Annotated in this window: 26 protein-coding genes; 12 read left to right on the top strand and 14 right to left on the bottom strand. The window is 31.3% G+C overall.

Going from position 1 to position 24,851, the window contains the following annotated elements; genetic code table 11:
• Positions 1–24: 24 nt before the first annotated feature.
• The 3 genes from HXZ69_RS04365 to HXZ69_RS04355 all read right to left on the bottom strand — a co-directional run bounded on the left by HXZ69_RS04365 (position 25) and on the right by HXZ69_RS04355 (position 3,715).
• Complete coding sequence (locus tag HXZ69_RS04365; protein WP_286495153.1) at positions 25–2,031, bottom strand: flavohemoglobin expression-modulating QEGLA motif protein; 2,007 nt, start codon at positions 2,029–2,031, stop codon at positions 25–27.
• On the bottom strand, positions 2,028–3,008 hold the full coding sequence (gene gshB / locus HXZ69_RS04360) for a glutathione synthase (RefSeq protein ID WP_286495152.1): 981 nt from the start codon (positions 3,006–3,008) through the stop codon (positions 2,028–2,030). Before gshB ends, HXZ69_RS04365 begins: the two co-directional genes overlap by 4 nt.
• 188 nt (positions 3,009–3,196) lie before the next feature.
• Positions 3,197–3,715: a TlpA family protein disulfide reductase gene (locus HXZ69_RS04355; RefSeq protein ID WP_286495151.1), complete on the bottom strand. Its 519-nt coding sequence runs from the start codon at positions 3,713–3,715 to the stop codon at positions 3,197–3,199.
• 112 nt (positions 3,716–3,827) lie between these two features.
• On the opposite strand from HXZ69_RS04355, the gene pth reads away from it, so the two are divergent.
• Genes pth through HXZ69_RS04340 form a run of 3 tightly spaced genes read left to right on the top strand, consistent with a single transcriptional unit; the run spans position 3,828 to position 5,027 of the window.
• Positions 3,828–4,394, top strand: coding sequence for an aminoacyl-tRNA hydrolase (gene pth, locus HXZ69_RS04350; RefSeq protein WP_038336392.1), 567 nt, complete (start codon positions 3,828–3,830; stop codon positions 4,392–4,394).
• Positions 4,384–4,797: a rhodanese-like domain-containing protein gene (locus HXZ69_RS04345; RefSeq protein ID WP_286495149.1), complete on the top strand. Its 414-nt coding sequence runs from the start codon at positions 4,384–4,386 to the stop codon at positions 4,795–4,797. The genes pth and HXZ69_RS04345 overlap by 11 nt, the downstream gene beginning before the upstream one ends.
• Positions 4,797–5,027: a DUF3820 family protein gene (locus tag HXZ69_RS04340; protein ID WP_038336390.1), complete on the top strand. Its 231-nt coding sequence runs from the start codon at positions 4,797–4,799 to the stop codon at positions 5,025–5,027. Before HXZ69_RS04345 ends, HXZ69_RS04340 begins: the two co-directional genes overlap by 1 nt.
• On the opposite strand, the gene HXZ69_RS04335 is transcribed toward HXZ69_RS04340, so the two are convergent.
• The 5 genes from HXZ69_RS04335 to HXZ69_RS04315 all read right to left on the bottom strand — a co-directional run bounded on the left by HXZ69_RS04335 (position 5,024) and on the right by HXZ69_RS04315 (position 8,529).
• Positions 5,024–5,464 carry a GNAT family N-acetyltransferase gene (locus HXZ69_RS04335; protein WP_286495147.1) on the bottom strand — a complete coding sequence of 147 codons (441 nt, stop codon included), beginning with the start codon at positions 5,462–5,464 and terminating at the stop codon, positions 5,024–5,026. The two genes, HXZ69_RS04340 and HXZ69_RS04335, sit on opposite strands and share 4 nt — an antisense overlap.
• A 541-nt stretch (positions 5,465–6,005) precedes the next feature.
• Positions 6,006–6,572, bottom strand: a complete 567-nt coding sequence (nadD, locus tag HXZ69_RS04330; RefSeq protein WP_286495146.1) for a nicotinate (nicotinamide) nucleotide adenylyltransferase — start codon at positions 6,570–6,572, stop codon at positions 6,006–6,008.
• Positions 6,573–6,647: 75 nt separating this feature from the next.
• Positions 6,648–7,232: a Maf family nucleotide pyrophosphatase gene (locus tag HXZ69_RS04325; protein WP_286495145.1), complete on the bottom strand. Its 585-nt coding sequence runs from the start codon at positions 7,230–7,232 to the stop codon at positions 6,648–6,650.
• Between the two features lie 11 nt (positions 7,233–7,243).
• Complete coding sequence (locus tag HXZ69_RS04320; RefSeq protein ID WP_114998734.1) at positions 7,244–7,768, bottom strand: KdsC family phosphatase; 525 nt, start codon at positions 7,766–7,768, stop codon at positions 7,244–7,246.
• Positions 7,765–8,529 carry a Rossmann-like and DUF2520 domain-containing protein gene (locus HXZ69_RS04315; protein WP_114998736.1) on the bottom strand — a complete coding sequence of 255 codons (765 nt, stop codon included), beginning with the start codon at positions 8,527–8,529 and terminating at the stop codon, positions 7,765–7,767. The genes HXZ69_RS04320 and HXZ69_RS04315 overlap by 4 nt, the downstream gene beginning before the upstream one ends.
• Before the next feature lie 300 nt (positions 8,530–8,829).
• Here HXZ69_RS04315 and HXZ69_RS04310 point away from each other — a divergent pair, with 300 nt between their 5' ends.
• The gene (locus HXZ69_RS04310) at positions 8,830–11,238 is read left to right on the top strand and encodes a TonB-dependent receptor domain-containing protein (RefSeq protein WP_280049370.1); all 2,409 of its coding nucleotides are present in this window, start codon (positions 8,830–8,832) and stop codon (positions 11,236–11,238) included.
• Between the two features lie 99 nt (positions 11,239–11,337).
• Here the strand turns inward: HXZ69_RS04310 and HXZ69_RS04305 are convergent, their stop codons facing one another.
• From HXZ69_RS04305 to HXZ69_RS04290, 4 genes are all read right to left on the bottom strand, one after another.
• Positions 11,338–12,507: a dicarboxylate/amino acid:cation symporter gene (locus tag HXZ69_RS04305; RefSeq protein WP_286495141.1), complete on the bottom strand. Its 1,170-nt coding sequence runs from the start codon at positions 12,505–12,507 to the stop codon at positions 11,338–11,340.
• A 115-nt stretch (positions 12,508–12,622) separates the two neighbouring features.
• A complete protein-coding gene (locus HXZ69_RS04300; RefSeq protein ID WP_114998740.1) occupies positions 12,623–14,470 on the bottom strand; it encodes a LysM peptidoglycan-binding domain-containing protein in 1,848 nt (615 codons plus the stop codon).
• Between the two features lie 42 nt (positions 14,471–14,512).
• A complete protein-coding gene (gene bshC / locus HXZ69_RS04295; RefSeq protein ID WP_286495138.1) occupies positions 14,513–16,111 on the bottom strand; it encodes a bacillithiol biosynthesis cysteine-adding enzyme BshC in 1,599 nt (532 codons plus the stop codon).
• Complete coding sequence (locus tag HXZ69_RS04290) at positions 16,112–16,966, bottom strand: glycerophosphodiester phosphodiesterase family protein (protein ID WP_286495136.1); 855 nt, start codon at positions 16,964–16,966, stop codon at positions 16,112–16,114.
• Positions 16,967–17,098: 132 nt separating this feature from the next.
• Between HXZ69_RS04290 and HXZ69_RS04285 the strand changes: the two genes are divergently transcribed.
• Positions 17,099–17,533: a hypothetical protein gene (locus HXZ69_RS04285; protein ID WP_286495135.1), complete on the top strand. Its 435-nt coding sequence runs from the start codon at positions 17,099–17,101 to the stop codon at positions 17,531–17,533.
• A gap of 118 nt (positions 17,534–17,651) precedes the next feature.
• Positions 17,652–18,626, top strand: a complete 975-nt coding sequence (locus HXZ69_RS04280) for a DUF8428 domain-containing protein (RefSeq protein WP_286495133.1) — start codon at positions 17,652–17,654, stop codon at positions 18,624–18,626.
• 59 nt (positions 18,627–18,685) lie between these two features.
• On the opposite strand, the gene HXZ69_RS04275 is transcribed toward HXZ69_RS04280, so the two are convergent.
• On the bottom strand, positions 18,686–19,780 hold the full coding sequence (locus HXZ69_RS04275; protein ID WP_286495130.1) for a mannose-1-phosphate guanylyltransferase: 1,095 nt from the start codon (positions 19,778–19,780) through the stop codon (positions 18,686–18,688).
• Positions 19,781–19,789: 9 nt separating this feature from the next.
• Positions 19,790–20,380: a SprT-like domain-containing protein gene (locus HXZ69_RS04270; protein ID WP_180905771.1), complete on the bottom strand. Its 591-nt coding sequence runs from the start codon at positions 20,378–20,380 to the stop codon at positions 19,790–19,792.
• Between the two features lie 53 nt (positions 20,381–20,433).
• On the opposite strand from HXZ69_RS04270, the gene HXZ69_RS04265 reads away from it, so the two are divergent.
• From HXZ69_RS04265 to HXZ69_RS04240, 6 genes are all read left to right on the top strand, one after another.
• Positions 20,434–21,180 carry an MlaE family ABC transporter permease gene (locus HXZ69_RS04265; protein WP_171622564.1) on the top strand — a complete coding sequence of 249 codons (747 nt, stop codon included), beginning with the start codon at positions 20,434–20,436 and terminating at the stop codon, positions 21,178–21,180.
• Positions 21,180–21,950: an ABC transporter ATP-binding protein gene (locus tag HXZ69_RS04260; protein WP_280045469.1), complete on the top strand. Its 771-nt coding sequence runs from the start codon at positions 21,180–21,182 to the stop codon at positions 21,948–21,950. Before HXZ69_RS04265 ends, HXZ69_RS04260 begins: the two co-directional genes overlap by 1 nt.
• A 21-nt stretch (positions 21,951–21,971) precedes the next feature.
• Positions 21,972–22,571 carry a porin family protein gene (locus HXZ69_RS04255; RefSeq protein ID WP_286495129.1) on the top strand — a complete coding sequence of 200 codons (600 nt, stop codon included), beginning with the start codon at positions 21,972–21,974 and terminating at the stop codon, positions 22,569–22,571.
• Positions 22,572–22,645: 74 nt separating this feature from the next.
• Positions 22,646–23,353 carry a tetratricopeptide repeat protein gene (locus HXZ69_RS04250; RefSeq protein WP_280045471.1) on the top strand — a complete coding sequence of 236 codons (708 nt, stop codon included), beginning with the start codon at positions 22,646–22,648 and terminating at the stop codon, positions 23,351–23,353.
• Positions 23,354–23,467: 114 nt separating this feature from the next.
• Positions 23,468–23,965: a 6,7-dimethyl-8-ribityllumazine synthase gene (gene ribH, locus HXZ69_RS04245; protein WP_114998794.1), complete on the top strand. Its 498-nt coding sequence runs from the start codon at positions 23,468–23,470 to the stop codon at positions 23,963–23,965.
• A 30-nt stretch (positions 23,966–23,995) separates the two neighbouring features.
• On the top strand, positions 23,996–24,736 hold the full coding sequence (locus HXZ69_RS04240) for an acyl-[acyl-carrier-protein] thioesterase (protein ID WP_219033792.1): 741 nt from the start codon (positions 23,996–23,998) through the stop codon (positions 24,734–24,736).
• Positions 24,737–24,851 lie beyond the last annotated feature (115 nt).

Raw genomic sequence — 24,851 nt, 5'->3', positions numbered from 1 at the left:
CAAATTTGAGTGGGTTTTTATTTTTTAATCTTTTATTCCGTTAAAAATATATTGTAAAATAGGGTTGATTTCTGGATTTTCAAGATGTTTTTTGAAAATTTTGGTATGATATTTTGGTTTATTAATCATTTTACGTTCAACTAATTCGTCAATTGTATCAATGTATTCAACTGAAGTTTTTCCAATCAATAAATTATCCAAAGAACGTCCTTGATCGACATAATTCAAAATTGTTTTCAAACCTTTCAAGTAAAGTGCATCTTTTGTAAAACCACCACCACGATAAACGCGAGTTGTCAGATAAAATGCATCTTCTGGTTGCATTTTGTATTCTTCCATCAAGGTCATAAATGTTTCGTTGAATGATTTTCCATTTGTCAACATATGAACTGCCATAACGCGTAAACCAAGTTCTCTTAGTCGGCTATGATTAATAGAATCAGAATAATATTCACTTAAAATCGCTAAACCTTCTTGCGTTAATGTATTTACAGGTAAACCAATACTAAAGATTTTTAATGGTTGATCCAACGCATTCATGGTTGTCACCATGTGAACTCCAATTTCGTGCTCAATTAAACCATTTGTAAAACGTTTGTCAAACTTAACGCCACGTTTAATCACAACTTTTCTCTTGCTATTGATTACAAGTGCTTTTGATGCGATATCATCCGAAACTTCGATGTCAAATTTGAAACCATAATCATTCGTAGCATTTCTAAAAAGATTAACCACTTCTTCCTCTGTATAATTTCCTTGTTTATCCATTCTAAATTCAGGACAATAAAGGATAAAGTTCGCGTTTTCGATATCTTTTTTGGATGGTTCGCCAAAGTAACGCAACGAATTGTATAAAAATTTATCCGTACCAAGATTGGCTAATAAATCGACCTTATCAAAATAAGCGTTAATCGTGTTAACATACATATTTTGAATACTAATATCATTGATTTTTTCGACTTTAATATTCGATAATTTTCGTTTAAATTCGAATGGATCAATGTTAAGCGGATTGTATTTAAATTGTGGTTCGTATGTATATTTTGAAGCTAAAAATTTCTTCTTTTCAAATTCTAAATTGATCGGATTGATAACACTTAACAATTCAAAATTCTGAACCAATTGGCACAATTGTTTATCAATTTTAACCAAGTCAGATTCTAATTCATTGTGCAAAATATTTACTTGCTTAGAACCTACTTTGTACGTTGTTTCCGTTTTTACAAACTCATAAGCGTGGTTAAGAATCGCTGATTTAAAACCTTCTTTAATTTGGTTAATAATTTCTGGAAAAGATTCTCCTGTTAATTCATCACAATAAATTTTTGAAACTTCTGTCGCTAAAACCAACGTATTTTTGAATCGATTTGTAACAAATTCTAACAAATAACCGCGTCCATAAAATACATCGTTAATCGCTGAATAATTGTGAATATTTTCTAACTCAATATTCGCCAATTCATCGCGCCAACTTTCTACATAGTTTCCGTAACGTTCGTTGTCAATTCGCTCCGCACCAATGTTGAAGACAGGAACCGGACGATCCCAACGTTTCCAATTGTACGAATGAATATCATAAACCAAACATGACTTAAATTTAGTTTCAAGCTTGTTGATTAAAGCTTCTAAAACTTCATAAAAGGCGTGATGTTTTGCAATACTTTTTTGTTTTTGAGAAACCGACAAAGGTTCTTTCCAAACCTGTTTTCCCCAAGCTTCTTCGTACACAGCAGTTTCTGGACCACGGTTCAAATCGTATTCAAATCGAGAATCGCAACCTTGAATTAAGATTGGAAAAGTCTCAACAAACTCAGCAGTATGTGGATCTTCTTCATACCAACGCTCATAATTACTCAATAAACATTTTTCGCGAATATCGTCACGCATTTGTCCACCATCGTGAATAGCTGCACAAACGTAAGGAATGTATTCGTCAATTTTTATTTTGAATGATTCGTCTTCTGCATAAGCTTCAAATACAATTTCGTTCTCAATATTATCTAAAATTTGCTGTATACTTATGGATTTCATGCTTTAAATTCTTTATATTTCTCCAATAACATCGATACGATTTGTTTCTGAATTTCGTTGTTATTGTTTACATTATTGTGAGGAACAATTCCTCCAGGACTTACGACATTTAGCTCAACCATTTTTCCGTTAATCAAATCAATTCCGCAAAAATAAATTCCATCTTCATTTAATTGTTTTCCTATTTTACGGCATAAATCTAACTCATGTTCACTCATTTCGTGTCTAATCGCAGAACCACCAGCCGAAATATTAGAACGGTGGTCACCTTCTGCAGGAACACGCATAATTGCACCAATCGGTTCACCATTAATCACAATAGCGCGAACATCACCTTTTTCTGCACCTTCTATATAATTTTGACAAATAATAGGCTGAGAATATCCGGTATGATTGATATAAAAATCGCAAATCGAGCTTAAGTTACCAATATTTTTTCGTTCGAAAAGTATAACACCTTTACCACCCATTCCGTCTAAAGGTTTGATGATAAATTTCTCGAAATTATTTTCTTCTACAAACGATTTTATCAAATCAATATCTTTTGTAATAAGTGTTTGAGGAACAATTGTTTCTTGACCATCATCAAAAGATGCGGCGTATATTTTATTATTTGCTTTACGTAATCCCGAAATTTTATTGACGAAGAAAACTTTATCTTCGATTAATTCTAACATATTCAACAAAAGCGGATCAATTGGTGGGTCGGCTCTCATAAAAATTATATCAAATTCGGTCAAATCTTTTATACTACTTTCAAATTTCATGGTGTGATAAAACTCAACACAATCATTTGTTTCTGTAGTTATCATCTTTTTGCAGTTTCCTACAACTTTGCCTTTGGCAATAGAGATATCTTTTTTTGTTAAATAGGATACTTCAAATCCACGATCTACGCATTCTTTAATAATTCGCATAGTGGTGTCTTTTCCTGGTTCAACCTTGTCCCAAGGATACATTACGAAGCATATTTTCATATAAATAAAAAGGGTATTAAAATCAATGCAATAATAACTAAAAGTTTGATACAAAAAATGATCTATAAAAAATTATAGAATATTTATTTTTATTCTATGAAAGATATTGATTTCTAATGATTAATAAAAGAAAATGGTGATTGATTTTTTAATTTCAATCACCATTTGGTTGGTAAACTATAAACTATTTATTTCTTATTTCTTAAACGATCAATTGTTTCTTGAACTTTAGGATCATCAGCTTTTACGCTGTAATAATCTGCAATTTTTCCATTTTGATCAAGAACCAAATATCTTGGTATCCAATTTAAATCAATCCCTGTGCCAAAATTGCCTTTCCAGTTGTTTCCTAAGTAAAAGTGTTGACCTTCAATCTGATATTTTTTAATACCATTTTTCCAAGCTTCCTCATTCTTGTCCATTGAAAGGTAAACAAAGGTTACGTCAGGATTTTTTTCGTGCAAAGATTTCAAAGCTGGCATGTTTTTGATACAATCTCCACACCAAGTTGCCCATAAATCCAACAAGACAATTTTTCCTTTATAGTTCGAAAAAACTTTTTCGATGGTCGCCGAATTTCCTTCTAAATCAACTACGCTATCTTGCAAAGCTGTTGCAGGAAATTCAGTTTTCATTACTGACGGAATGTTTTGCGAAAATGCATTAATTCCAACAAATAATATTAAAACGCTAATTATTTTTCTCATGATAATTTTTTATCGATTTCATGTATTTACAAAATCTATACCAATTCAGTAGACTTTAAAGCAAAGGTAAATATTTATTTCTAATCATTGCAAAAAGATGTAATTTTGTTTCATGCAAAAATATCTGATTATTGGGCTTGGTAATATTGGTGCTCAATACGAAAATACTCGTCATAATATTGGTTTCAAGGTTGTTGAAGAAGTTGCTAAAAAAGTTGATGCTAAATTTTCACCATCAAATTTTGGTGAAGTAGCACAGTTTAAATATAAAGCGCGTCCAGTTACGTTGTTAAAACCAAATACATACATGAATTTGAGTGGAGATGCGGTTCGTTTTTGGATGAAAAAAGAAAATATTTCGTTAGAAAATATTTTTGTCATTACAGATGATTTGAACTTGCCTTTCGGAACAATTCGTATGCGTGGAAAAGGTAGCGATGGTGGACACAATGGTTTGAAGGATATTCAAAATAAAGTTGGCGGACAAAATTATGCGCGATTACGCTTTGGTGTAGGAAACGAATTTTCGGAAGGAAAACAAGTGGATTATGTGTTAGGTGATTGGTCGGCAGAAGAAAATGAAAAAATGAATGAACGATTGAATTTGGCTGCTGATGCAGTTTTGTCGTTTATTTTTCAAGGATTAGGTAATACAATGAATCAATATAATGGTAAATAAAATTTTAGGAGTTGCAATGATTGCAGGAACACTTTTTTTAGGTTCTTGTGCAAGCAATTCGTCAAGCTCAGAAGGAAAAGAAGCGAAAATAGAAGAAATAACTTCGACATTAGACAATGTAAATGAAATTAATTTCAAGAGTAAAAAGAATGTTTTGTTAGACGTTCGTACACCTGAAGAGTTTGCTGAAGGTCATGTTCCTGGAGCGGTAAATATAGATGTGAAAAATCCAAATTTCGAAGAAGAAATTCAGAAATTAGATATAAAAAAGAATTATTTCATTTATTGCAAATCTGGTGTTAGAGCAAAATTAGCAACAGAAAAAATGCAAGAAAAAGGTTTCAAAAATGCGAAGAATTTTAAAGATGGAATGTCAACGTACAAAGGAACTGTAACAAAATAATGGAAGGATTTCGTCCCGAAATATTAAAAGAAATTGTCACAACTAAAATGCCTTTCGGTAAATACGAAGGGCGATTGTTGTGCGATTTACCTGTTTCTTATTTGGAATGGTTTGTTGGTAAAGGTGGTTTTCCGAAAGGGAAATTAGGAATTCTTTTATCAACTGTTTATGAAATAAAATTAAATGGTTTAGAAGATATTATCTACGAATTGAAACGTCAATTTGGTTAAACTTCCCATTCATAAAAATTTGCATCATCACGCAATTGAAATCCAGCACTTGGATATAATGAATTTCCAATATCATTCGTAACACTTGTTTCTAACAACATTGCACAAGCATCTGTTTTGCGACACAGATTTTTTGCTTCTTCTATCAATTCTCTTGAAAAACCTTGTCCGCGAAATTCTGGTGAAACAAATAAATCATTCAAAATCCAGAAACGTTTCATTCGAGTAGATGAAAATGAAGGAAATAATTGTACGAAACCAACTGCTTTTTCGTCTTTATTATAGGCTAAAAAGATAACCGATTCGTCATTTACAATTCTTGCTTCTAGAAATTTTTCCGCTGCTTTTACATCAGATTCCTTATCATAAAATTGACGATACGCATCAAATAAATGAACTAATTCTTCTAAATTATTTATAGTAGCTTGTTTTGTCATGGTGTTGAATTAAATTATTGTTGGAGTCAAAAATTATTGCATTTATTTTGAAGACTTTTTTATTTCCAAAATCAAAAATATAGAAGTAAGATCCCATCTCAGCACTAATAAAAGAATCTTGTAAAGATTGCAAATATTCAATATTCCCATTTAAATAATTTTCTAATATGAAGTCAAATTCTTTGAAATTTGTTAATTCAATATTAGAAGTTTCAAATTTTTTTCGATTATATTTTTCTGTTTTAATGTATGTTTTTTCTTTTGTTGAATAATTATAGGTAAGACTTTTAAATCCATTTACCTTTTTTTTAACTACATTATTATAAAATGAACGAATATAAATTATATTTTGATATTTACTTGATGCGTTTTTTTCAAATGAATTTGTATTGAGTTTATAAAAATTATAATATAATTTATCTTGAGTTTGACAAGATGATAAAAATATGAGTAATAAAATCGAAATGAATTTAGACATATAGTTTTATACCAAATTACTAAAATTAATCCAAATCATAATCTTCAAATTTCCAAATTAAAATCATCCATACAAATTACTTCCATCCAAATATTCCCAAACTTTTGGAGGTAACATAGGTTTTATATTTTTTTCATCTTTTATTGCATTTCGAATAAATGTAGAAGAAATTTCCATCAAAGGCGCTTCAACCATTTCTACATTATCCAAATTTTCTTTTTGCGAATAACCAGGACGCGGATAAACATACAATTGATAATCGCGCATTAAAATCTCAGCGTTTTTCCATTTCGAAATTCCATCCAAATTATCAGAACCCATAATCAACGCAAAGTCATGCTCAGGAAATTTTTCGTTCAGATGAATTAAGGTATCAATCGTGTAAGAAGGTTTCGGTAACGTAAATTCGATGTTAGAAGCACGAAGATTAGGATAATCTTTAATCGCTAATTCTACCATTTCTAATCGATCATATTCATTTGCTAAAGAACTTTTTTTCTTCAATGGATTTTGAGGCGAAACCACAAACCAAACCTGATCTAAATCGGTGAATTGTTGAAAATGATTGGCAATAATTAAATGTCCGACATGAATAGGATTGAATGATCCAAAATATAAACCGACCTTCATAAAATTGATTTTTTAGAAAAACAAAAATACGATAATTGTAGAATAAAAAAATCCAGCCGGAGCTGGATTATATGTTTAGAATTTTACTAATTCTTTATATAGTTTGTGCGTTGGAAGTCCCATTACATTGAAATAACTTCCATTCATATTCTCCACACCAATGTAACCAATCCATTCCTGAACTCCATAAGCGCCCGCTTTATCGAAAGGTTTGTAATTATCAATGTAGAAATAAATTTCTTCATCTGTTAAATCTGCGAAAGTAACTTGCGTTTCGTCTGAAAAAGTAACTTCTTTTTCTAAAGAACGAATTGTAACTGATGTATAAACAGAATGTGTTTTTCCGCTTAATTTTTTAATCATTTCGTACGCTTCTTCTCTATTCGAAGCTTTTTCTAACGAATCATCATCCACCCAAACAGTTGTATCCGACGTAATAATCAAATCATTTGGTTGAATATCTGTATAAGCTTTTGCTTTTTTAGCGGAAAGATATTCGGTGATTTGTTCTTTCTTGAATTCGTTGCGATCAAATGTTTCGTCAATATCCAATGAAATTGTCGAAAATTGCAATCCTAATCCAGCTAAAAGTTCTTTTCTTCTTGGCGATTGTGATGCCAAAATGATATTGGTATCTTTTAGTTTTACTGTTAATAACATTTCAAATTCTTTTATACAGAAGCAATTTCTTCTGCATTATACCACTTGTTTTGAACTTTCAAAATTTGTTCTAATAAATCGCGAACGCAACCTTTCCCTCCATTTTCTGGCGAAATATATTCTGAAGCTTTGCGTACATCCATACAAGCATCGTTAGGACAAGCTGATAATCCAACTAAATTCATCACAGCTAAATCTGGATAATCATCGCCCATATAAGCAATTTCATCAGGATCTAATCCATAAGAAAAAAGTAAATCTTCGAAAGCTTCTACTTTATCACGTTTGTTTACATAAATATCAGTTAAGCCTAAATATTTTAAACGATTTACAACAGCTTCATCTCTTCCGCCTGTAATCACCGCAATACGAATTCCTTGTTTGATGGCTAATTGCATCGCATAACCATCACGCGTATTCATTGTTCTCACCATTTCGCCAGTTGGTAATAAAATTAAATTTCCATCTGTCAAAACTCCATCTACATCTAAAATAACGGTTTTAATGTTATTTAGTTTTTCTTTATAACTTATCATTTTTCGTAAACTCGTTTGATTGAATCTGTCAATATTTGGTAAATCTGTAATAATCTCGAATCATCTTGTAAGGCCTCTAAATGACGATCAATAATGACTTGATCTCCACGTTTTGCTGGACCAGTTTGCGCATCTTTAGGACTCATTTCGATCACTTTATTTGCTGTTTCTTGTATAAGAGGCAACAAAACATCGAACGGAACATTGTTTTGTTCACAAATATTTCCAGCGATATAATATAAATGATTGACAAAATTATTTGCCCAAACACCTGTCATATGAACTTGCATTCTACTTGCAAAATTTAGTTTGTGAACTTCGTTTGAAATACGATTTCCTAATTCATTCAATTTTTTCAAATCTTCAGGATTTTCTGCTTCGATGAAAAATGGAATATTATCATAACGCATTGTTCTTTCTTTCGAAAAAGTTTGCAATGGATAAAAAACGCCTTTTCGGTAATCGCCTTTCAGAACAGACATAGGAGACGATCCAGAAGTATGAACAACCAAAACATCATCATACGGAATATAATGAGAGAATTCTTCGATTCCAGAATCGGCACTTGCAATAATATAAATGTCTGCTTTTTCTATTTCAGAAATTTTATCAGTATACGAAATTCTATTTGCTTCTCCGATTTCTCTAGCATGTTCTAATGTTCTATTGAAAATTTGTCGAACATTGCAAGTGTTTTCGATTAATGCACGAGTTAAGTGAAACGCAACATTTCCTGCACCTAATATGACAATTGAACTCAATGTTTTAGCAATTTTTTGATTAATATTAATTGAATGATAAATGTAAGTTTTTCAGCCGAGGAAAAAAATTTTAAAAAAAAATTAAAAATTCTTGTAACATTTTTGAAGTTGTTGCGTCTTATTAATAAAATCATCCAACAATTGGGTTTACCTATTATGTAAAACATAGTACTTTAAAATTTAAAAAAAAGTTTAAAAATTTTGTAACAAAACATTTTTTAAAACGTCTAATTAGGAAAAAGTACGGACAACTCTTACTATGTATTATGTAAAACATAGTACTGTTAAAAAATATTAACTATGAAATTAAACAAATTTACTTTAGCTATTCTTTTCTCCGTTTGCTCTATTTACGGATTCTCGCAGGAACAACATCCTGTGAAAGGAAAGATTGAAAATGCAAAAAATGAAGCGGTTGGTATGGCTGCGATTCAGATTTATAAAGCAGATTCAAAAGAATTATTCGATGAAGTGTATGCGAACGCAGACGGAACATTCGAGATTCCAGATTTAGAAGACGGAAGTTATCGTTTGGTGATTACAGAATTTGGTTATCAACAATCTGTAACAACTGCAGAAGTAAAAGGAGGTGAGTTAAATTTAGGTAACATCATTTTAGAAACTGCTAAAACTGAAACTGTAGAATTGAAAGGTGCTTTCGTTCGTGCAGAAGTTTCTCAATATCGTAACGAAATAGACAAACGTGTTGTAGAAGTAGGAAATGATTTAATTTCTTCTGGAGCGGATGCTGCTGCGGTTTTGAATAACATTCCGTCTGTAAATGTTGATCAACAAACAGGAGAATTATCGTTACGTGGAAATGAAAATGTGAAAATTTATATTGATGGAAAGCCTTCATCTTTATCAGCATCGCAAGTATTGAAGCAAATTCCTTCGAATCAAATTCAGCGTGTAGAAATTATTACTAATCCTTCTGCAAAATATGAGGCGGACGGAAAATCTGGAATCATCAATATAGTGATGGTAAAAGGAAAGAAAAAAGGATACAATGTTGCATTGAGTACAGGTTATGAGCAAGGGAAGAAAAGTCGTTTCAATAATTCGTTAACAGCAAATGTAAATACAGGTTCTTTCAATTTTTTCGGAAATTATAGTTACAATAAACGTCCAAGTGAATTTCATGGCTCTTTAAATAATTTTGACACAAATTTCAAAAGTGCAATTGATATTTTAAACAATGACGAAAGCCAAGCAGGTAAAATTGGTTTCGATTGGTTCATCAACGACAAAACAGCTTTGACGATTTATACAAATCAATGGTTTGGAAAAGGAAATGGATTAATTGGATCGGATATGGTGAATACCAAAACACAAGAGTTTTATCCCAATAATTCGAATTTTGATGGAGATTGGAGAAGTCAAGATTATAGTTTGAATTTCAAACGTGATTTTGATAAAGCAGATCACAACATTGTTTTGGACGCATTTTTCTCTAGAGCTAAAAGTGTAGATTTACGAAACATGCATAATTTTTATCCAGATGAAGTAAAATATTATGAAGATCGTGATGATAGAACAAATAACATTCGTGTTAATTTAGATTATACGAATCAAATCAAAGATGGTGGAAAAATAGAGGCTGGATTACAATTTAGAAGAGAAGATAACGATAATATTTTATTAACAGACCGAAGAATAATTGTAAAAGGTGAAACATACAATCCAAGTACAGATTTTAATTTTACACGAGATTTCTTTTCTGCATATGTAAATTATGGTCAAAAATTTGGGAAATTTGGAATGCAGTTAGGCTTACGTGCAGAACAGTTTAGAGACAAAGGAGATTTCGTTGTTAATGTAAATGAAGAAGGAAAAATTGAACAAGATAAATTAGATTTCTTTCCATCAGCTTTCTTAACATATGATGTTACCGAAAAAGGACAAGTGTCATTAAATTATAGCCGTAGAATTGATCGCCCAGGAATTGGGCAATTATCTCCAGTGCCAGAATGGTCGACACCAATGATGTCAAGTATCGGAAATCCAGCATTAAGACCAGAATATACAGATAATTTCGAAGTTGGATATTTACAACGAATTGGTAAAAATTCTATTTCTGCGAATGTGTTTTACAGACATATTAAAGACAATATTTTTAGAAATGTTTTACGAAACGAAGAAGTTTATGGAGCATATATTCAGAATTATCTAAACTATGATAAAGTAGATGCATATGGTTTTGAATTAGCATTTAATCTTGTGCCAACAAAATGGTGGTCATCTAATATCAGTGGAGATTATACACATAACACAATGGTTGTTCAACAAGAGAAAGAAGAAAATGGGGTTAAAGTTCCATACTTTGTCGAGATTGATGCAAATCGTTTAACAGCTCGTATGAATAATACATTCAAAGTTTCGAAAGCTATCAGTTTACAACATTTCTTTATGTATCAAGGGAAATACAAATTTATCCAAGGAGAAATGCGCGATATGTGGCGTATGGATTTAGGAGCGCGTTACACATTTATGGGAGGAAAAGCAAGTTTGAGTGCACGTGTAAGTGATATTTTCAGAACATTTTATGGACGTTTAGAAATGTATAATCCAGATAGAGCAACAGGAAAATTCCGTTGGGAAGCACATACAATGAACATCGGATTTACGTATAATTTCGGTGGAAAAGTACGAAATCGTGCAGAAGCTCAACAAAACAAATCTGAGCAATCAGGAGGAGTTGGTTTCTAATTAATAAAATGTATTCTTCATTTATTTAAATATTCTTAAAACGAAAAAGAGTTCCAATATTTTTTGGAACTCTTTTTTTTTGAATTAATATTTTATTTTTTATTGAACTTCTTTCTTGAATAATTTATTCAACGTTACAGCAATTGCACCGTCTCCAGTTACATTTCCTGCTGTTCCAAAACTATCCATTGCGATATAAAGTGCAATCATCAAAGCTTGATTTTCTGCATTAAATCCTAACATAGAAGCAATAATACCAATTGCTGCCATAATCGCTCCACCAGGAACTCCAGGAGCTGCAACCATTGCAATTCCAAGCATCATGATAAATCCTAAAAATTGAACAAAATCAATTTCCATTCCTTGGATTAACATCAATGCTAAACAACAACAAACGATTTTTAACATCGAACCAGATAAATGAATTGTCGCACACAACGGCACAGCGAAATTAGCAATTTCGTCACGAACACCAATTTTCTTTACTTGCGCAATTGTTATAGGTATTGTTGCAGCAGAAGATTGTGTTCCTAATGCTGTGAAATAAGCTGGTAACATCAATTTCATCATGGTAAATGGATTTTTTTTTGTAATAATTCCAGCAATTGTAAATTGAAGCACTAATAAGAAAACATGAAGCACGAAAATTACACCAATTATTTTAAGGAATACGTTCATAATTGTTACAACTTGTCCTGAATATGACATGTTCAAGAAGATTCCGAAAATGAAAATTGGTAATAATGGAATGATTAAATTTTGAATTAAATACGTAATAATTTCTTCGAAATCATCTGCAAATTTTCCAAAAGTCGAATCTTTTAATCGTGATAATCCAATTCCGAAAAGAAATGAAAATACCAAAGCTGGCATTACATCAAATAACGGAGGAAACTCTATCGAAAAGTATGGTGTAAATTCTTTGGCTTTTTCTGCTAAATTAATTTGCCCAGTTTGATGTTCTAATAATTGTGGAAAAATAGACATACTCGCTGAGTAGCCTAGTAATCCTGAAAAAATGGTTGATCCGTAAGCAATTAAAACGGTTGCTAATAATAATTTTCCGGCTGTTTGTCCTAATCTTCCAATTGATGGAACGATTAATCCAACAATGATTAATGGGATTAAAAAGTTAAGTAATTCGCTAAAAAAATCATTGAAAGTCATAAAAATACGACCAACAGCTTCTGGGATAATTCCACCGAGTACAATTCCGAGTACAATGGCTAGAATAACTTTTACGAGTAAATTGTCTTTAAGTTTGTGCATAGTCAAATTTAGAAAAAATCCGTTCAATTCAAGGTTTTAATTCTAAATGTTGATAAAAAGAAAAAAGCGATACTAAAATTTAGCATCGCTTTTTGGTATATAATTTTTGATAAAATTATTTTTTAGGTAAACGTACAATTCGGCTCGCATCGTTCGTATAAGCTTTACTTCCGCTTATTTTTTTGTAAGCAAATTTTGACGCCAAACGTGTGTTTTCTGTCGTAATATTGTTGGTAACATCACCTTTATTATTCATTCTGTCCACAATATCATACGTTACATCGTAACCTAATTGCTCGTAACGCGTCGGAAATTCACAATAAACTTCTTTGAAATCTTTGATCACACTTTGCACTTCCGTATCTCTTGTATTGATTAAACGCGCAGTACTAAACACAAAACCAAATTCGCGGAATGCATCGATATTTTTTGCATTATCTGCGTTATAAACATCATAAACCGAAACCGATTTTATTCCGTAAGCTTTGATATTGTCTTTGTTAAATGTTTTTAATTTTTCTAAATATTGTTTTCCCAAATTATCATCATCACCAACTAAAACCGTAATAATTGGCGTATAATAATCTTCACCGTTAACTTTATCGTGTGGTTGAACAATTTTTGCAACACTATCTACAATGACAACATTTGCTTTCAACTGTTTTTCTAATTGTTTTTTCGTATAACTTGCTAACTCTTGATCGTCACGATTTGTTAATAAATAAACTTGTTCTCCAGCAAAGTTTTTCCCAATTTCTTCGATGATTTGATCTGCAATTACTTCATCTTTTGGATTAGAAATCAATAAATCATTGAAAGAATTTAACGAATCGTCATTTGCATAAGGCGAAATCACAGCGATACCAGAATTACTGAAGAAGTTGGCAACTTCTGTAATATCAGACGTGTTCAACGGGCCGATAACAGCATCCGTTTTACTAAAATCTGTTGTTGATAAAATATCTTGCAAGTTTCCGTTTTTCGTATCGATCACTTTCACATTTACATTTTTACCTTTTTTCGCCAAATGAGTCAACGCTAATTTAGCTCCAGTAAAAAATTGCATTGCTTGCGAATTTTTTAATTGCGGATTATTTGCAACATCAAAAGGTAGCATAATAGCAACATTAATTTCATTGTCATTAGCACGTTTCAACTTTCCTGCAGTTCCGTATTTGATGATTTTAGCATTTTTTTGCAATGGAATTTTAAGTGTCATTCCAGCTTTTAAACCATTGATTAAATCAGGATTTAAACGCAATAACTCATCTAAATTCGTGTTGTATTTTTCTAAAATTCCGTAAGCCGAATCTCCATTCTGAACAACATAGTTGATCGTGTTTTCTTCGATTACAACAGAACCAGATTTTTTAGGAATCGTTATCACCATTCCTTCTTTTACACCTGTTTGTAAAGCTGGATTTTCTGCATATAAATCGTCAACACTTACATTATACTGTTTTGCTAAAGTGTATAAAGTTTCTCCTTTTTTGATTAAATGCGTTCCTTTTGGAACAGAAAAAACTTTATTTGTCACATCTTTTGGAAGCTTGATTACGTCACCAATTTCTAAACCTCTTTCTTTGATTTGAGGGTTTAATGAGTTCAATGTTTCTTCCGAAATTTTATATTTTTTTGTCAAATTGTAAACCGTTTCTTTCGGCTCAATTGTAATATATTGATAATTATCGTCCGAAATTTTTACGTTTGACGTAGTCGTTTGTGTATTGGTTTCAGTTGGTTTGGTTGTCGTAGTTCCTTTACCTGGAATCACAATCAAATCACCTGGATGAATCCCATTTTTTTCAATTTTAGGATTGGCTTTATACAATTCTTCTTGCGAAACACCATATTGCTTCGAAATTCCGTAAACGGTTTCTTTTGCTTGAACTGTATGCGTTTTTTGTTGAGCATAAAGTGCTGATGCACCAACAAATAACAATAAAGCTAATATTTTTTTCATTTAGATGAATTTTCGTGGTCAAATATACAAATTATGTTTTGTTTAGAGTTCCTCTTTCAATGTATTTATGATGAACTCAAATTCAAAAGGTCGAAGACTATCTTCAATAAAATCAATGAAATACTGAATATTAATGTAATCAAAATCAGCAAAATTTTTCACACGTTCTTGCAAACCATTTTGTTGAGAAAGATCATTTAATAATTGCTCGATTCTCTTCAATAAATCTTCATTTTTTTTCACTTCTGCATGCACCAAACGTTGTTTTATTTTCTCAAAACCTTTCAATTGTTTTGTACGCTGCGCTTGTATCATATCGGCAAAAGAAGATTCTGTTAACGAACTCAAATGTTCCAAACGTTCAAAAATGCTTTTTAATTCTTCTTCCAGTTCAGGAAGTTTTGGAGCAATTTCTGACGAATTTATCGAACGTTTTTTTGTGATTGCTAAACTATTCGAAAATAAATCTTCGTTTGATAAATCTAATTTTTGTTGTTTTTCGTATTGTTTTTCAGTTCGGATTAACAATGAATTTCTCAAAACTAAAAGTGGAAAATCAACTTCAAATTGATTGAACATTTCTTTCAATTGTAACCAGTAAGCTATTTCGCCTCCGCCGCCAACATAGGCAACATTTGGTAAAATTGTTTCTTGGTACAAAGGTCTCAAAATCACATTTGGACTAAATTTATCCGGATTTTGACGTAAATCGGCAACAATTTCTTCTTTCGAAAATTTGATTGATGTGTTATTGACAAAATACGTTCCATTTTTTTCAACAACTCGTTCGCGCGAATTATCTTGATTGATATAAAATAAATTTATTTCACGAGGATTCACTTGAATCGAATACCCCAATTGTTCTAATTTCTCATTCTGAGGAATCACTTTTTTAAATGATGTTGACTGAAATAATTCTTCCTCAAAAGTTGGAATCATTAGTTTTTTTAATTCTTTATCATCTCCATCAATCATCAGCAATCCAAAATCTTTGAATAATAAATGAACCAGTTTTCGTGTTGCATCGGTCAAATTATCATTCGACAAATAAGAAGATTCAATCAAATTCTGTAGTTCCGTTTTCTTTTTTCCATTTGGAATTAATGACAAAAATGAATCAAAAACTTTTTGTAAACCATCTGTTGATAAACGTCCAACAGGTCCGCCAAACTCTTTTTCCCAATGAATAATTCGATCTCCAAATTTGAAATGATTAATTTCTTCGAAATCGTGATCTTCTGTCGCCATCCAAAACATCGGAACAAAATTGATTTCACTTTGTTCATTATTTAATTCCTCGCATGCTTTGATGACTTGCAAAATCTTATAAAAAAAGAAGATTGGACCTGTAAATAAATTTAACTGGTGTCCAGTCGTAATTGTTACTGTATTCTTTTCTCTTAATTTTTGTAGATTATTTTGTTGCTTTTCCGATAAATCTAAATGACTCAATTGTTTCGAAATTTGGTCAACAAGAATTTCTCTATTTTTATAATGTTCAAGCTTATTTTTCGCTTGTTTTATATAGTTTTCTTTGGTTGGAAATAGGTTGTAGAAGTCTTTCAAATTCTCATCTTGATTGATATAATTTAACATCAATTTTGAGAAATAATTTGAATCCTTAAGTGATATTGTTTCCATTTAATTTTTATTAATCGTTTGATGTACATCCATTGCTCTGTCCGTTGCAAAAATGTCGACACCATCTTTTTCTAAATCGCGGTAAAGTTGTCCATTTCTCGCCGAAGCACTTTTGTCTAAGTTTCCTAATGTTCCAAAAATGACCAAAATATCCTTGTCATGAATTTTATTTATAAATGATTTATCATTGCGTCGAGTTCCCGTAAATGCAACCATTTTGTCTGTCGGGATTCCGCTGTTCATCATTTCATTAAATTCTCGTTCGTTTCGCATCGAAACAGACAATAACATATCTGGCACAAGTTGATGCAACTTTTTCGCTTGACCAATTGTATACGTCACCAAAACAACCTGTTTTTGCATGTTAGCTTGTTCTATTGTCTTTACAATATCACGGTAATCAACACTTTTTTTGATGTCAACCATAAAATAAATTGGTTTACTTTTTCCCCAATTTAGTGCTTCTGCAAAAGTCGGAATTTTGTATGACGTTTGTTGTCCAAAATCATCTACCAAAAAGTATTCCTTAATGGTTTTTAAGTCAACTTGATTGACATCTTGTCGCCCTGTGCTTGTTCGTTGCAACGAATTATCGTGCATTAAAATAAGTTGATTATCCTTTGTTTCGGCAACATCAATCTCAAAAATTTGTATTCCTTTTTGATAAAGATGTTCAAAAGTTTCGACACAATTTTCGGGAAAACCATGTATTCCACTTCCTCCACGATGCGCGCTGACAAAGTTTTTATTTTTGGTCGAATATTTGAAGGATATTTCTTCGAATGAAGTATTTTGATGTGTTTCGGATTGATTTTTCTTCGGATTACAACTAAAAATAGTCAGTAAACTGAACATTAAAATTCCGAGATAATATCGTTTAAAATAATTGAAATTCATATTTTTAAATAAAAAATTAAATTAATTCATCCTAAAATTGCGAATGAAGCTGTAAATTTAAACTGAAAATATTCAACAAAATAAATTATTATGGGACTTAGAACTTTTTTGAAAAGAATTTTAGGAAAAACGGAAACTGCGATTGATGTTGCAGGTGATAAATTTGACGATGTTTCGGCAACTGTAAAAAAAGCAGGAACATTGATTGCAGATGACGCATCGGATTTTGCGCGTAAAACAATCAATAATTTAAAAGATGCTTCAGGTGATTTGAAAGAGCAATCGAAAGAAGCCGCTAAAGATTTTAAAGAAAGATCGAAACAAGATTATAACAATGTAAAGGATATTGCGGAAAAGCAAATGAAAGAAACAAGTGCTTTTGTGAAAGAGAAAGTTTCGGATTTGAAAGAAACTTTTAAAGAAGAGAAAACAGAATTGGAAGAAAAAGCAGATGAGTTAAAAACAAAAGCCGAAAATAAATTAGACGAAGCTTCTAAAGACATTAAAAAAGAGACAAACGATTAAAGAGTCTTTATTTATCAAGTTTATTACAATTTATAAATGTTAAATTTAATATTAGTTATTGATTATTATAAAATTGGTTTAATTTTTGATTTAATAATTTTTCCTCGAAATAATTAAAATGACTGAATACAAAGATCTTGAACCTTCTAAAAATACTAAATATAAAAATGAATTCGTAAAGAATATTATTATTGCTGTTTTAGCAGTAGCCCTGTTATTAGCTATTGGGTATATTGTATATTCTAAAGAAGCAAATGCAAAATCTTCGATAGAAATGCAAAGTGATATCAATGATTTGGAACGATCTAGAGAAATTCTGAAACAAGAATTACGTATAATTAGATCTGATTTTGATGATGCTAAAACTCGTGTTGTAAAAAAAGATTCTTCTTTAAGTTATCAAGATCGATTGATTTTGGAGAAACAAAAAGAAATTCAATCAATCTTAAATAAAGAAGGCATTACAAATGGAGAATTGCAGCGTGCTAAACGATTGATTACTTCTTTACAAGCAGATATTAAAGTTTATAAAGAAGAAATTGTTCGCTTGAAAGACGAAAATAAAAAGCTGACAAACAAAAATACAGAGTTAACTTCGGAAAATTCTCATTTGAATGAGCAGAAAAAAACGGTTGAATCAAACTTGAGTACTGAAAAAGAAAATCATCAGAATTTAATCAAAGAGACAAATTCTACTTTATCAATTTCAAATTATACGATTAAAGGTTTGCGAGTAAAATCGAGCGGAAAAGAAGTGGAAACAACACGAGCAAGAAGAATTGATAAGGTTAGAGTATCTTTCGATTTGGATAAAAACTTGAATGCAACTTCTGAAACCAAAGAATTGTATGTTTCTATTTACAAACCAAGTGGCGAGATAGGAAAATTTAAAGGTGCTGATGCTGGTGAAACAACTTTACGTTCAGGATCTTCTGTAGAATATTCTGATCGCGTAAAAGTTAATTACAATAATATGTCTGGCTCAAGAGTTAATTTTGACTGGATTGATTATGATTTTCCAAAAGGAGAATATAAGATTGATATTTACCAAAATGGATACAAAGTTGGTCAAAATGTGATTACACTTCGATAAATATTAAAATTATAAATACATAAAAAAAACTCTTCAAGATTCTTGAAGAGTTTTTTTTATTAACAATATTTTTCTCCGTTTTTCTGTAATTTTAAATCGCTCACATAAGTTTTTATAAACTGTACATTGCTTCGAGGACAAATGAGTAATCCTTTCTCCGAATTAATAACCACATAACTGTCTAATCCATCAATAATAATAGCTTTATCTTGCGTAGAATAAATAAAATTATTTTTGGCGTTGTAACCAGAAAAATGTTTACATAATAATGTATTGTGATTTTCGTCCTGATCTTCACCTGTATATTTATACTTTTCGTTGATTGCAGACCAAGTTCCAATATCACTCCAGCCAAAAGTTGTTGGAATGACATAAACATTATCCGCTTGTTCTAAAATTCCTTTGTTGATAGAAGTTACGTCTAACGTTGTGTAAATAGGTTTTAAAGTTTCTGTATTTTGTAAAGAACGATCAAGATCAAAATATTTTTTTAAAGTTTCTTTCATCGAAGGTAAATGTTGTTGAAAAGCTTTTACAATACTATCTACAGACCAAACAAGGATTCCTGTATTCCAAATAAATTCACCACTCGTTATAAAAGATTCAGCAAATTCTAAATCAGGTTTATCGATATAAGATTTTACTTTTTTTATAGGTGTTGTATTTTCGATGAACTGAATATAACTGTAATTAACATCTGGACGCGTTGGAGCTACTCCCAAAGTAATCAATCGATCGTTGTCAGCATCCTCGAAAGCAAGATTTACTTTTTCTACAAATTCATCTTCATCAAAAATAAAATGATCTGAAGGAGAAATAATCAATTTTGCATTTGGATTAACTTGTTGGATTGTCATTGCGGCCAATAAATTACAAGCTGCGGTATTCATGACTCTTGGTTCGATGATAAAATTTTTATCCTCAAAATCTGGTAATTGTTCTTTTACAATCTCTTTATAATCTTGAATAGTTACAATGAAAATATTTTCTTGCGGAACGATTTTTTTAAGGCGATTATACGTTAATTGAATAAAAGTTTTTCCTATTCCTAATAAATCATGAAATTGTTTTGGTTTCTTAATTGTACTCAAAGGCCATAATCTCACTCCTGTACCACTGGCAAGGATAACAGCGTAGTTATCTTTATTATTCATGATTGTCTTTTAAAGTTTATTTACAGTTGCAGTTGCGTTTATCAAATATTTTTTCTTGGTTTTCAACTCTAAACAAAGATACCTTAATTTTCGTTTAGATTCTTTTTTAAAGATTCTTTTTCCAATCGAAAATATTGTGCCATCCTCCAAATCTTCAAGATAAATTTGAGCAGGATTTTTATCATCTATAATATATTTTGAGATATTAATATCCGCTCCTAAACTTGCCTTTGGATGTTTGGCATGATGAAGAATATACGGTTGCAATTCTTCGGGATAAATGTGAAGAGATTCTAATAATAAATGCCCAAAAATGGTTTTCCATTCTTTTCCATGCGGATTTATTTTACGAGAATCAAACTGAACAAAAGTTTTGAGATGCGCCACTTCATGTGTAAAAACAAAAAAGAAAGCATACTGATTTAAGTCGCCATTCACTGTAATTTGATGACGATTATTTTCGACTAATTTGCGATAATCTCCCAATTTAGTTTCACGTCTTCTTGTAATTTTTAACGTTATAAAATGATTTTCTAACCACTTTTTTACATACAAGTCTGCATTATGAGGGAGATAAGAAGTTAAATGTTCTAAATTCACATTGTGCAAGATAAATAAAAAGCCTTTCCAATAAAAATATTAATTTTGTCGTAATGAAACTAATCGAAAATTTAGGGTCATACTTTATGCTTATGGGTAAAGTATTTAGCAAACCTCAAAAATTGAGCGTTTTCTGGAAATTGACCGTTAGAGAAATATATGATTTAGGTGTCAACTCTTTAGGGATTGTAACCTTTATCTCAACATTTATGGGTGCAGTTGTAGCAATACAAATGGCACAAAACTTTCAAGGAGCTTCTATTCCTGTTCCAGATGCCTACATTGGTTATGCAACCAAAGTGGTTTTGGTATTAGAGTTTGCTCCAACCATTATGTCGCTAATTTTAGTTGGTAAAGTAGGTTCGTACATCGCTTCGAGTATTGGAACCATGCGTGTTACCGAACAAATTGATGCGTTAGATGTTATGGGAATCAATTCTGCAAACTTCTTGATTTTACCAAAAATTATCGCCTGTGTATTTTTCAATCCTTTATTGGTTATGATTTCTATTGGATTTGGATTATTAGGAGGTTACTACATTGGTGTTTTTACAAAACTATGGTCAGCGGCCGATTTTATTACAGGTTTACAAATGAATATGGCAACAAAATTGTTTGTCTATACATTCCTTAAAACAATGGTATTCGCGTTTGTTATCGCAACAATTCCGGCATATTATGGTTATAAAGTAAAAGGAGGTTCGTTAGAAGTTGGTCGTTCTGCAACAACAGCTGTTGTATGGACATCAGTAGCAATTATTGTGATCAATTTAATATTAACACAAACAATTTTGAGCTAATGATTGAAGTAAAAGATATCAGAAAATCATTTGATGCAGTAGAAGTACTGAAAGGTTTTTCTGTCACTTTCGAGAAAGGAAAAGTTAGTTTAATTATTGGTCAAAGTGGTTCTGGAAAAACTGTTTTTTTGAAAAATTTGATTGGATTATTAACGCCAACTTCAGGTCAAATTTTGTACGAAGGAGATAATATGATCGAGTTTGATTACAAAGAAAAACAACGTTTACGTTCAGAAATTGGAGTAGTTTTTCAAGGTTCGGCTTTGTATGATACGATGAATATTGTCGAAAATGTAAAATTTCCATTGCAAATGTTTTCGGATATGTCAAATGCAGATGCCGAAAAACGTGCACGTGAAGTGTTAGACCGTGTAGAAATAGCTCGTACAGCACTTAAAAAATATCCGTCAGAAATATCTGGAGGAATGCAAAAACGTGTGGCAATTGCGCGTGCGATTGTAAATAATCCAAAATATTTATTTGCTGATGAACCAAACTCTGGTCTTGACCCAAAAACGGCTTTAGTTATCGACCAATTAATTTATGATATCACAAAAGAATATAACACAACAACCGTTGTAAATACACACGATATGAACTCGGTGATGGAAATTGGAGATCATATTGTTTTCTTAAAAAATGGTTTCTTGGAATGGGAAGGTACAAAAGAGGAGATTTTGGTGGCTGATAATCCAAATGTAATTGATTTTGTATATTCGTCAAATCTTTTCAAGAAATTAAGAGAAGCCTTATTAAAAGAGCAACAATAAATCAATAAAAATAAAAATTCTATGAAAAAATTAATTTTAACTGCAATTGTAGGTTTAGCTGCAAATTTTGCTACAGCACAAAATATCGATTTTGGTATCAAAGGTGGAGCTGTTTTCAATACAGATAAAGGAAAAGTTTGGGAAGATGATGGAAATATTTTCAAGAGAGATGGAAAAGCTTCTGCTGGATTTCAAGCGGGTGCTTTAGCGCGCGTTTCTTTAGCAGGAATTTACATTCAGCCAGAGTTATTGTATACGCAATTCAAAAACGAATATGATGTTGATGGACAAAATCTTGATGTAACTAAAAAACGTTTAGATATTCCTGTAAATGTTGGAAAAAGATTTTTAGGAATCGGACACGTTCAAGCAGGACCAGTTTTCTCATACTATTTTGATGATAAATTATCTGTAAAAGATTTTACAACTGCAAAACAAGACGAATTTAATGTCGGAATGCAAATTGGTGCAGGTGTGGAAGTTTCTAAATTATTATTCGATTTACGTTACGAATTCGGTTTAGGAAAAGTTGGATCTGACATTTTGAATGGATCAAAAGGACAATATAGAACAGAAAATCGTCCACAAATGTTGAACTTATCAGTAGCATATTTATTCTAAAAGGTTGTTTGTAAATAAATTTATTGGATATATTTGTTCCAAATTGTATTTTTGCAACCTCGTAAATTATTAAAATGGCAAAAAATAATAAAAAAGAAGAATTCGCAACAGAGCAATTCGTAGAAAAATTAGATAGAACAGCTTTCAACGTAGAGTTCTTTGTTGAAAAATATGCTAAAGCAATTGGTATTGGTTTAGGAGTAATTATTGTAGCTGTTTTAGGTTATTTTGCTTACTTAAAATTAGTCGTAGAACCTAAATCGGATGACGCTTTCAAAGAAATGGTTCAAGCAGAACGTCTTTTCGATCAAGATTCTATTAACGTCGCTCTTAATGGTAGCGCAGGAAGCTTCCAAGGTTTACAACAAATTGTTGATGAATATGGAAATACTGATGCGGGTAATTTAGCACGTTTCAAAGCGGCAAGTTCTTATTATAAATTAGGAGATTACGCATCTGCTGTAAAATTATTAGAAGATTTTGACACTGATGACAATGTAATGTTAGCGCAAAAATATGGTATGTTAGGAAATGCATTAGTTGCTTCTAACAAATTGGAAGAAGGTTTACCTTACTATGTAAAAGCTGCTGAAGCGACAGAAGTTGAAACTTTACAATCAACTTACTACACAAAGGCAGGTGAAATTGCAATGGAATTAGGTAAAGATGCTGATGCTTTAAAATATTTTCAAGCTTTAGAGGATAAATATCCAAATGCGAATAATGGTGAAACTGCGAAGTTTATTGAGCGTTTAAAATACGCTTCTGAAACTGCGAAATAATTCACTTCAAAAGATAATTAAAAGCCGAACAAGTTGTTCGGCTTTTTTTATTGACTCAAATCAAAGTTTATCCTAAATCATTTTTGTAATTTTACCATTCAAATTTTAAACAAAATGGCAACAGAAAATAAAAATTTATCTCAATATAATAAAGCAGAATTACCAAATGTAGCGGGCTCTAAGTTTGCAATCATTACATCTGAATGGAATAATCATATCACATTTAATTTGCGCGATGGAGCAAAAGACACATTGATTGATTTGGGTGCAAATCCTGACGATGTTACATTATATCAAGTTCCTGGTAGTTTTGAATTGATTTATGGAGCAGATAAAGTGGCGCAAACCCATCCAAATTTGGACGGAATTATCGTTGTTGGATGTGTGATTCGTGGAGCAACAGCGCATTTTGATTATGTTTGTCAAGGTGTGACACAAGGTGTAAAAGATTTGAATATCAAACACAATATGCCAATTATTTTTTGTGTTTTAACAGACGAAAATGAACAGCAATCAATTGATCGTTCTGGCGGAAAACATGGAAATAAAGGAGTTGAAGCTGGTGTAGCTGCGGTTATGATGGCGGATATGAAAAAGAAATTAGGTAAATAATTTTAGAATGATAGATTCAAAACTTTATCGATGCCAATAGCAGAAGATTTTAAATCAATTTATACGAAAAATTGGGAGATTTATTTTTCTCAATGTGATCCGACAGGTAAGATGAAATTGTCTGAAATGGCAAATCTTTTTCAATTAACTGCTTCAGAACACGCGATAAAAGGAGGTTTAGGTTTCTTTGATTTACAAGAATTTAATCAATCTTGGGTAATGAATCGACTTCGAATTGAGATTGATGAATTACCTTCTTGGACAGATTTTGTTGATGTAAAAACTTGGATTGAAGTATTGAAAGGTGCAAAATCTATTCGTGATTTTACAATCGAGAAAAATGGAAAAAAATTAATTGGAGCTTCAAGTTTGTGGGCGGTTTTCAATACAGAAAAACGTCGTCCTGATATTCTTCAAATTGATTCATCTCACATTGAACGTTTTCCTGATCTGAAACCAACGGAAGTCGAGAATTCGATTTTAAACATCGATTTTGAACCAACAGAAGTTATTCAATATAAAGTTCAGTTTTCTGATTTAGATATCGTAAAACACGCAAATAATACCAAATATTTGGATTGGTGTTTGAATACTATTGATCCTGAAATAATATTCAAACATCGTATCAAAGCGATTGATATGAATTTCTTGAAAGAATTAAGTTTACATGACAAAATAGAAATTCAGAAATTAGAAACTAAGAATTTAATTCAGTTTAAAGTTGTTAATCAAGAAAAAGTAAACTTCGTTTGTCGATTGGAGTTGAGGTAAAATACTTTGTATAATGCGATGTAGAAATGAGTTCAACATGACTTATGGATAATAAGTCAGAATGCAACGTAAGTGGAATGAAGAATCTCAGATTCCTCCTTTCGTCGGAATGACA

It is taken from the genome of Empedobacter sp. R132-2, assembly GCF_030324375.1.
Taxonomy (GTDB): Bacteria; Bacteroidota; Bacteroidia; order Flavobacteriales; family Weeksellaceae; genus Empedobacter; species Empedobacter falsenii_B.
This window is presented reverse-complemented; position numbering and strand designations above follow the sequence as displayed.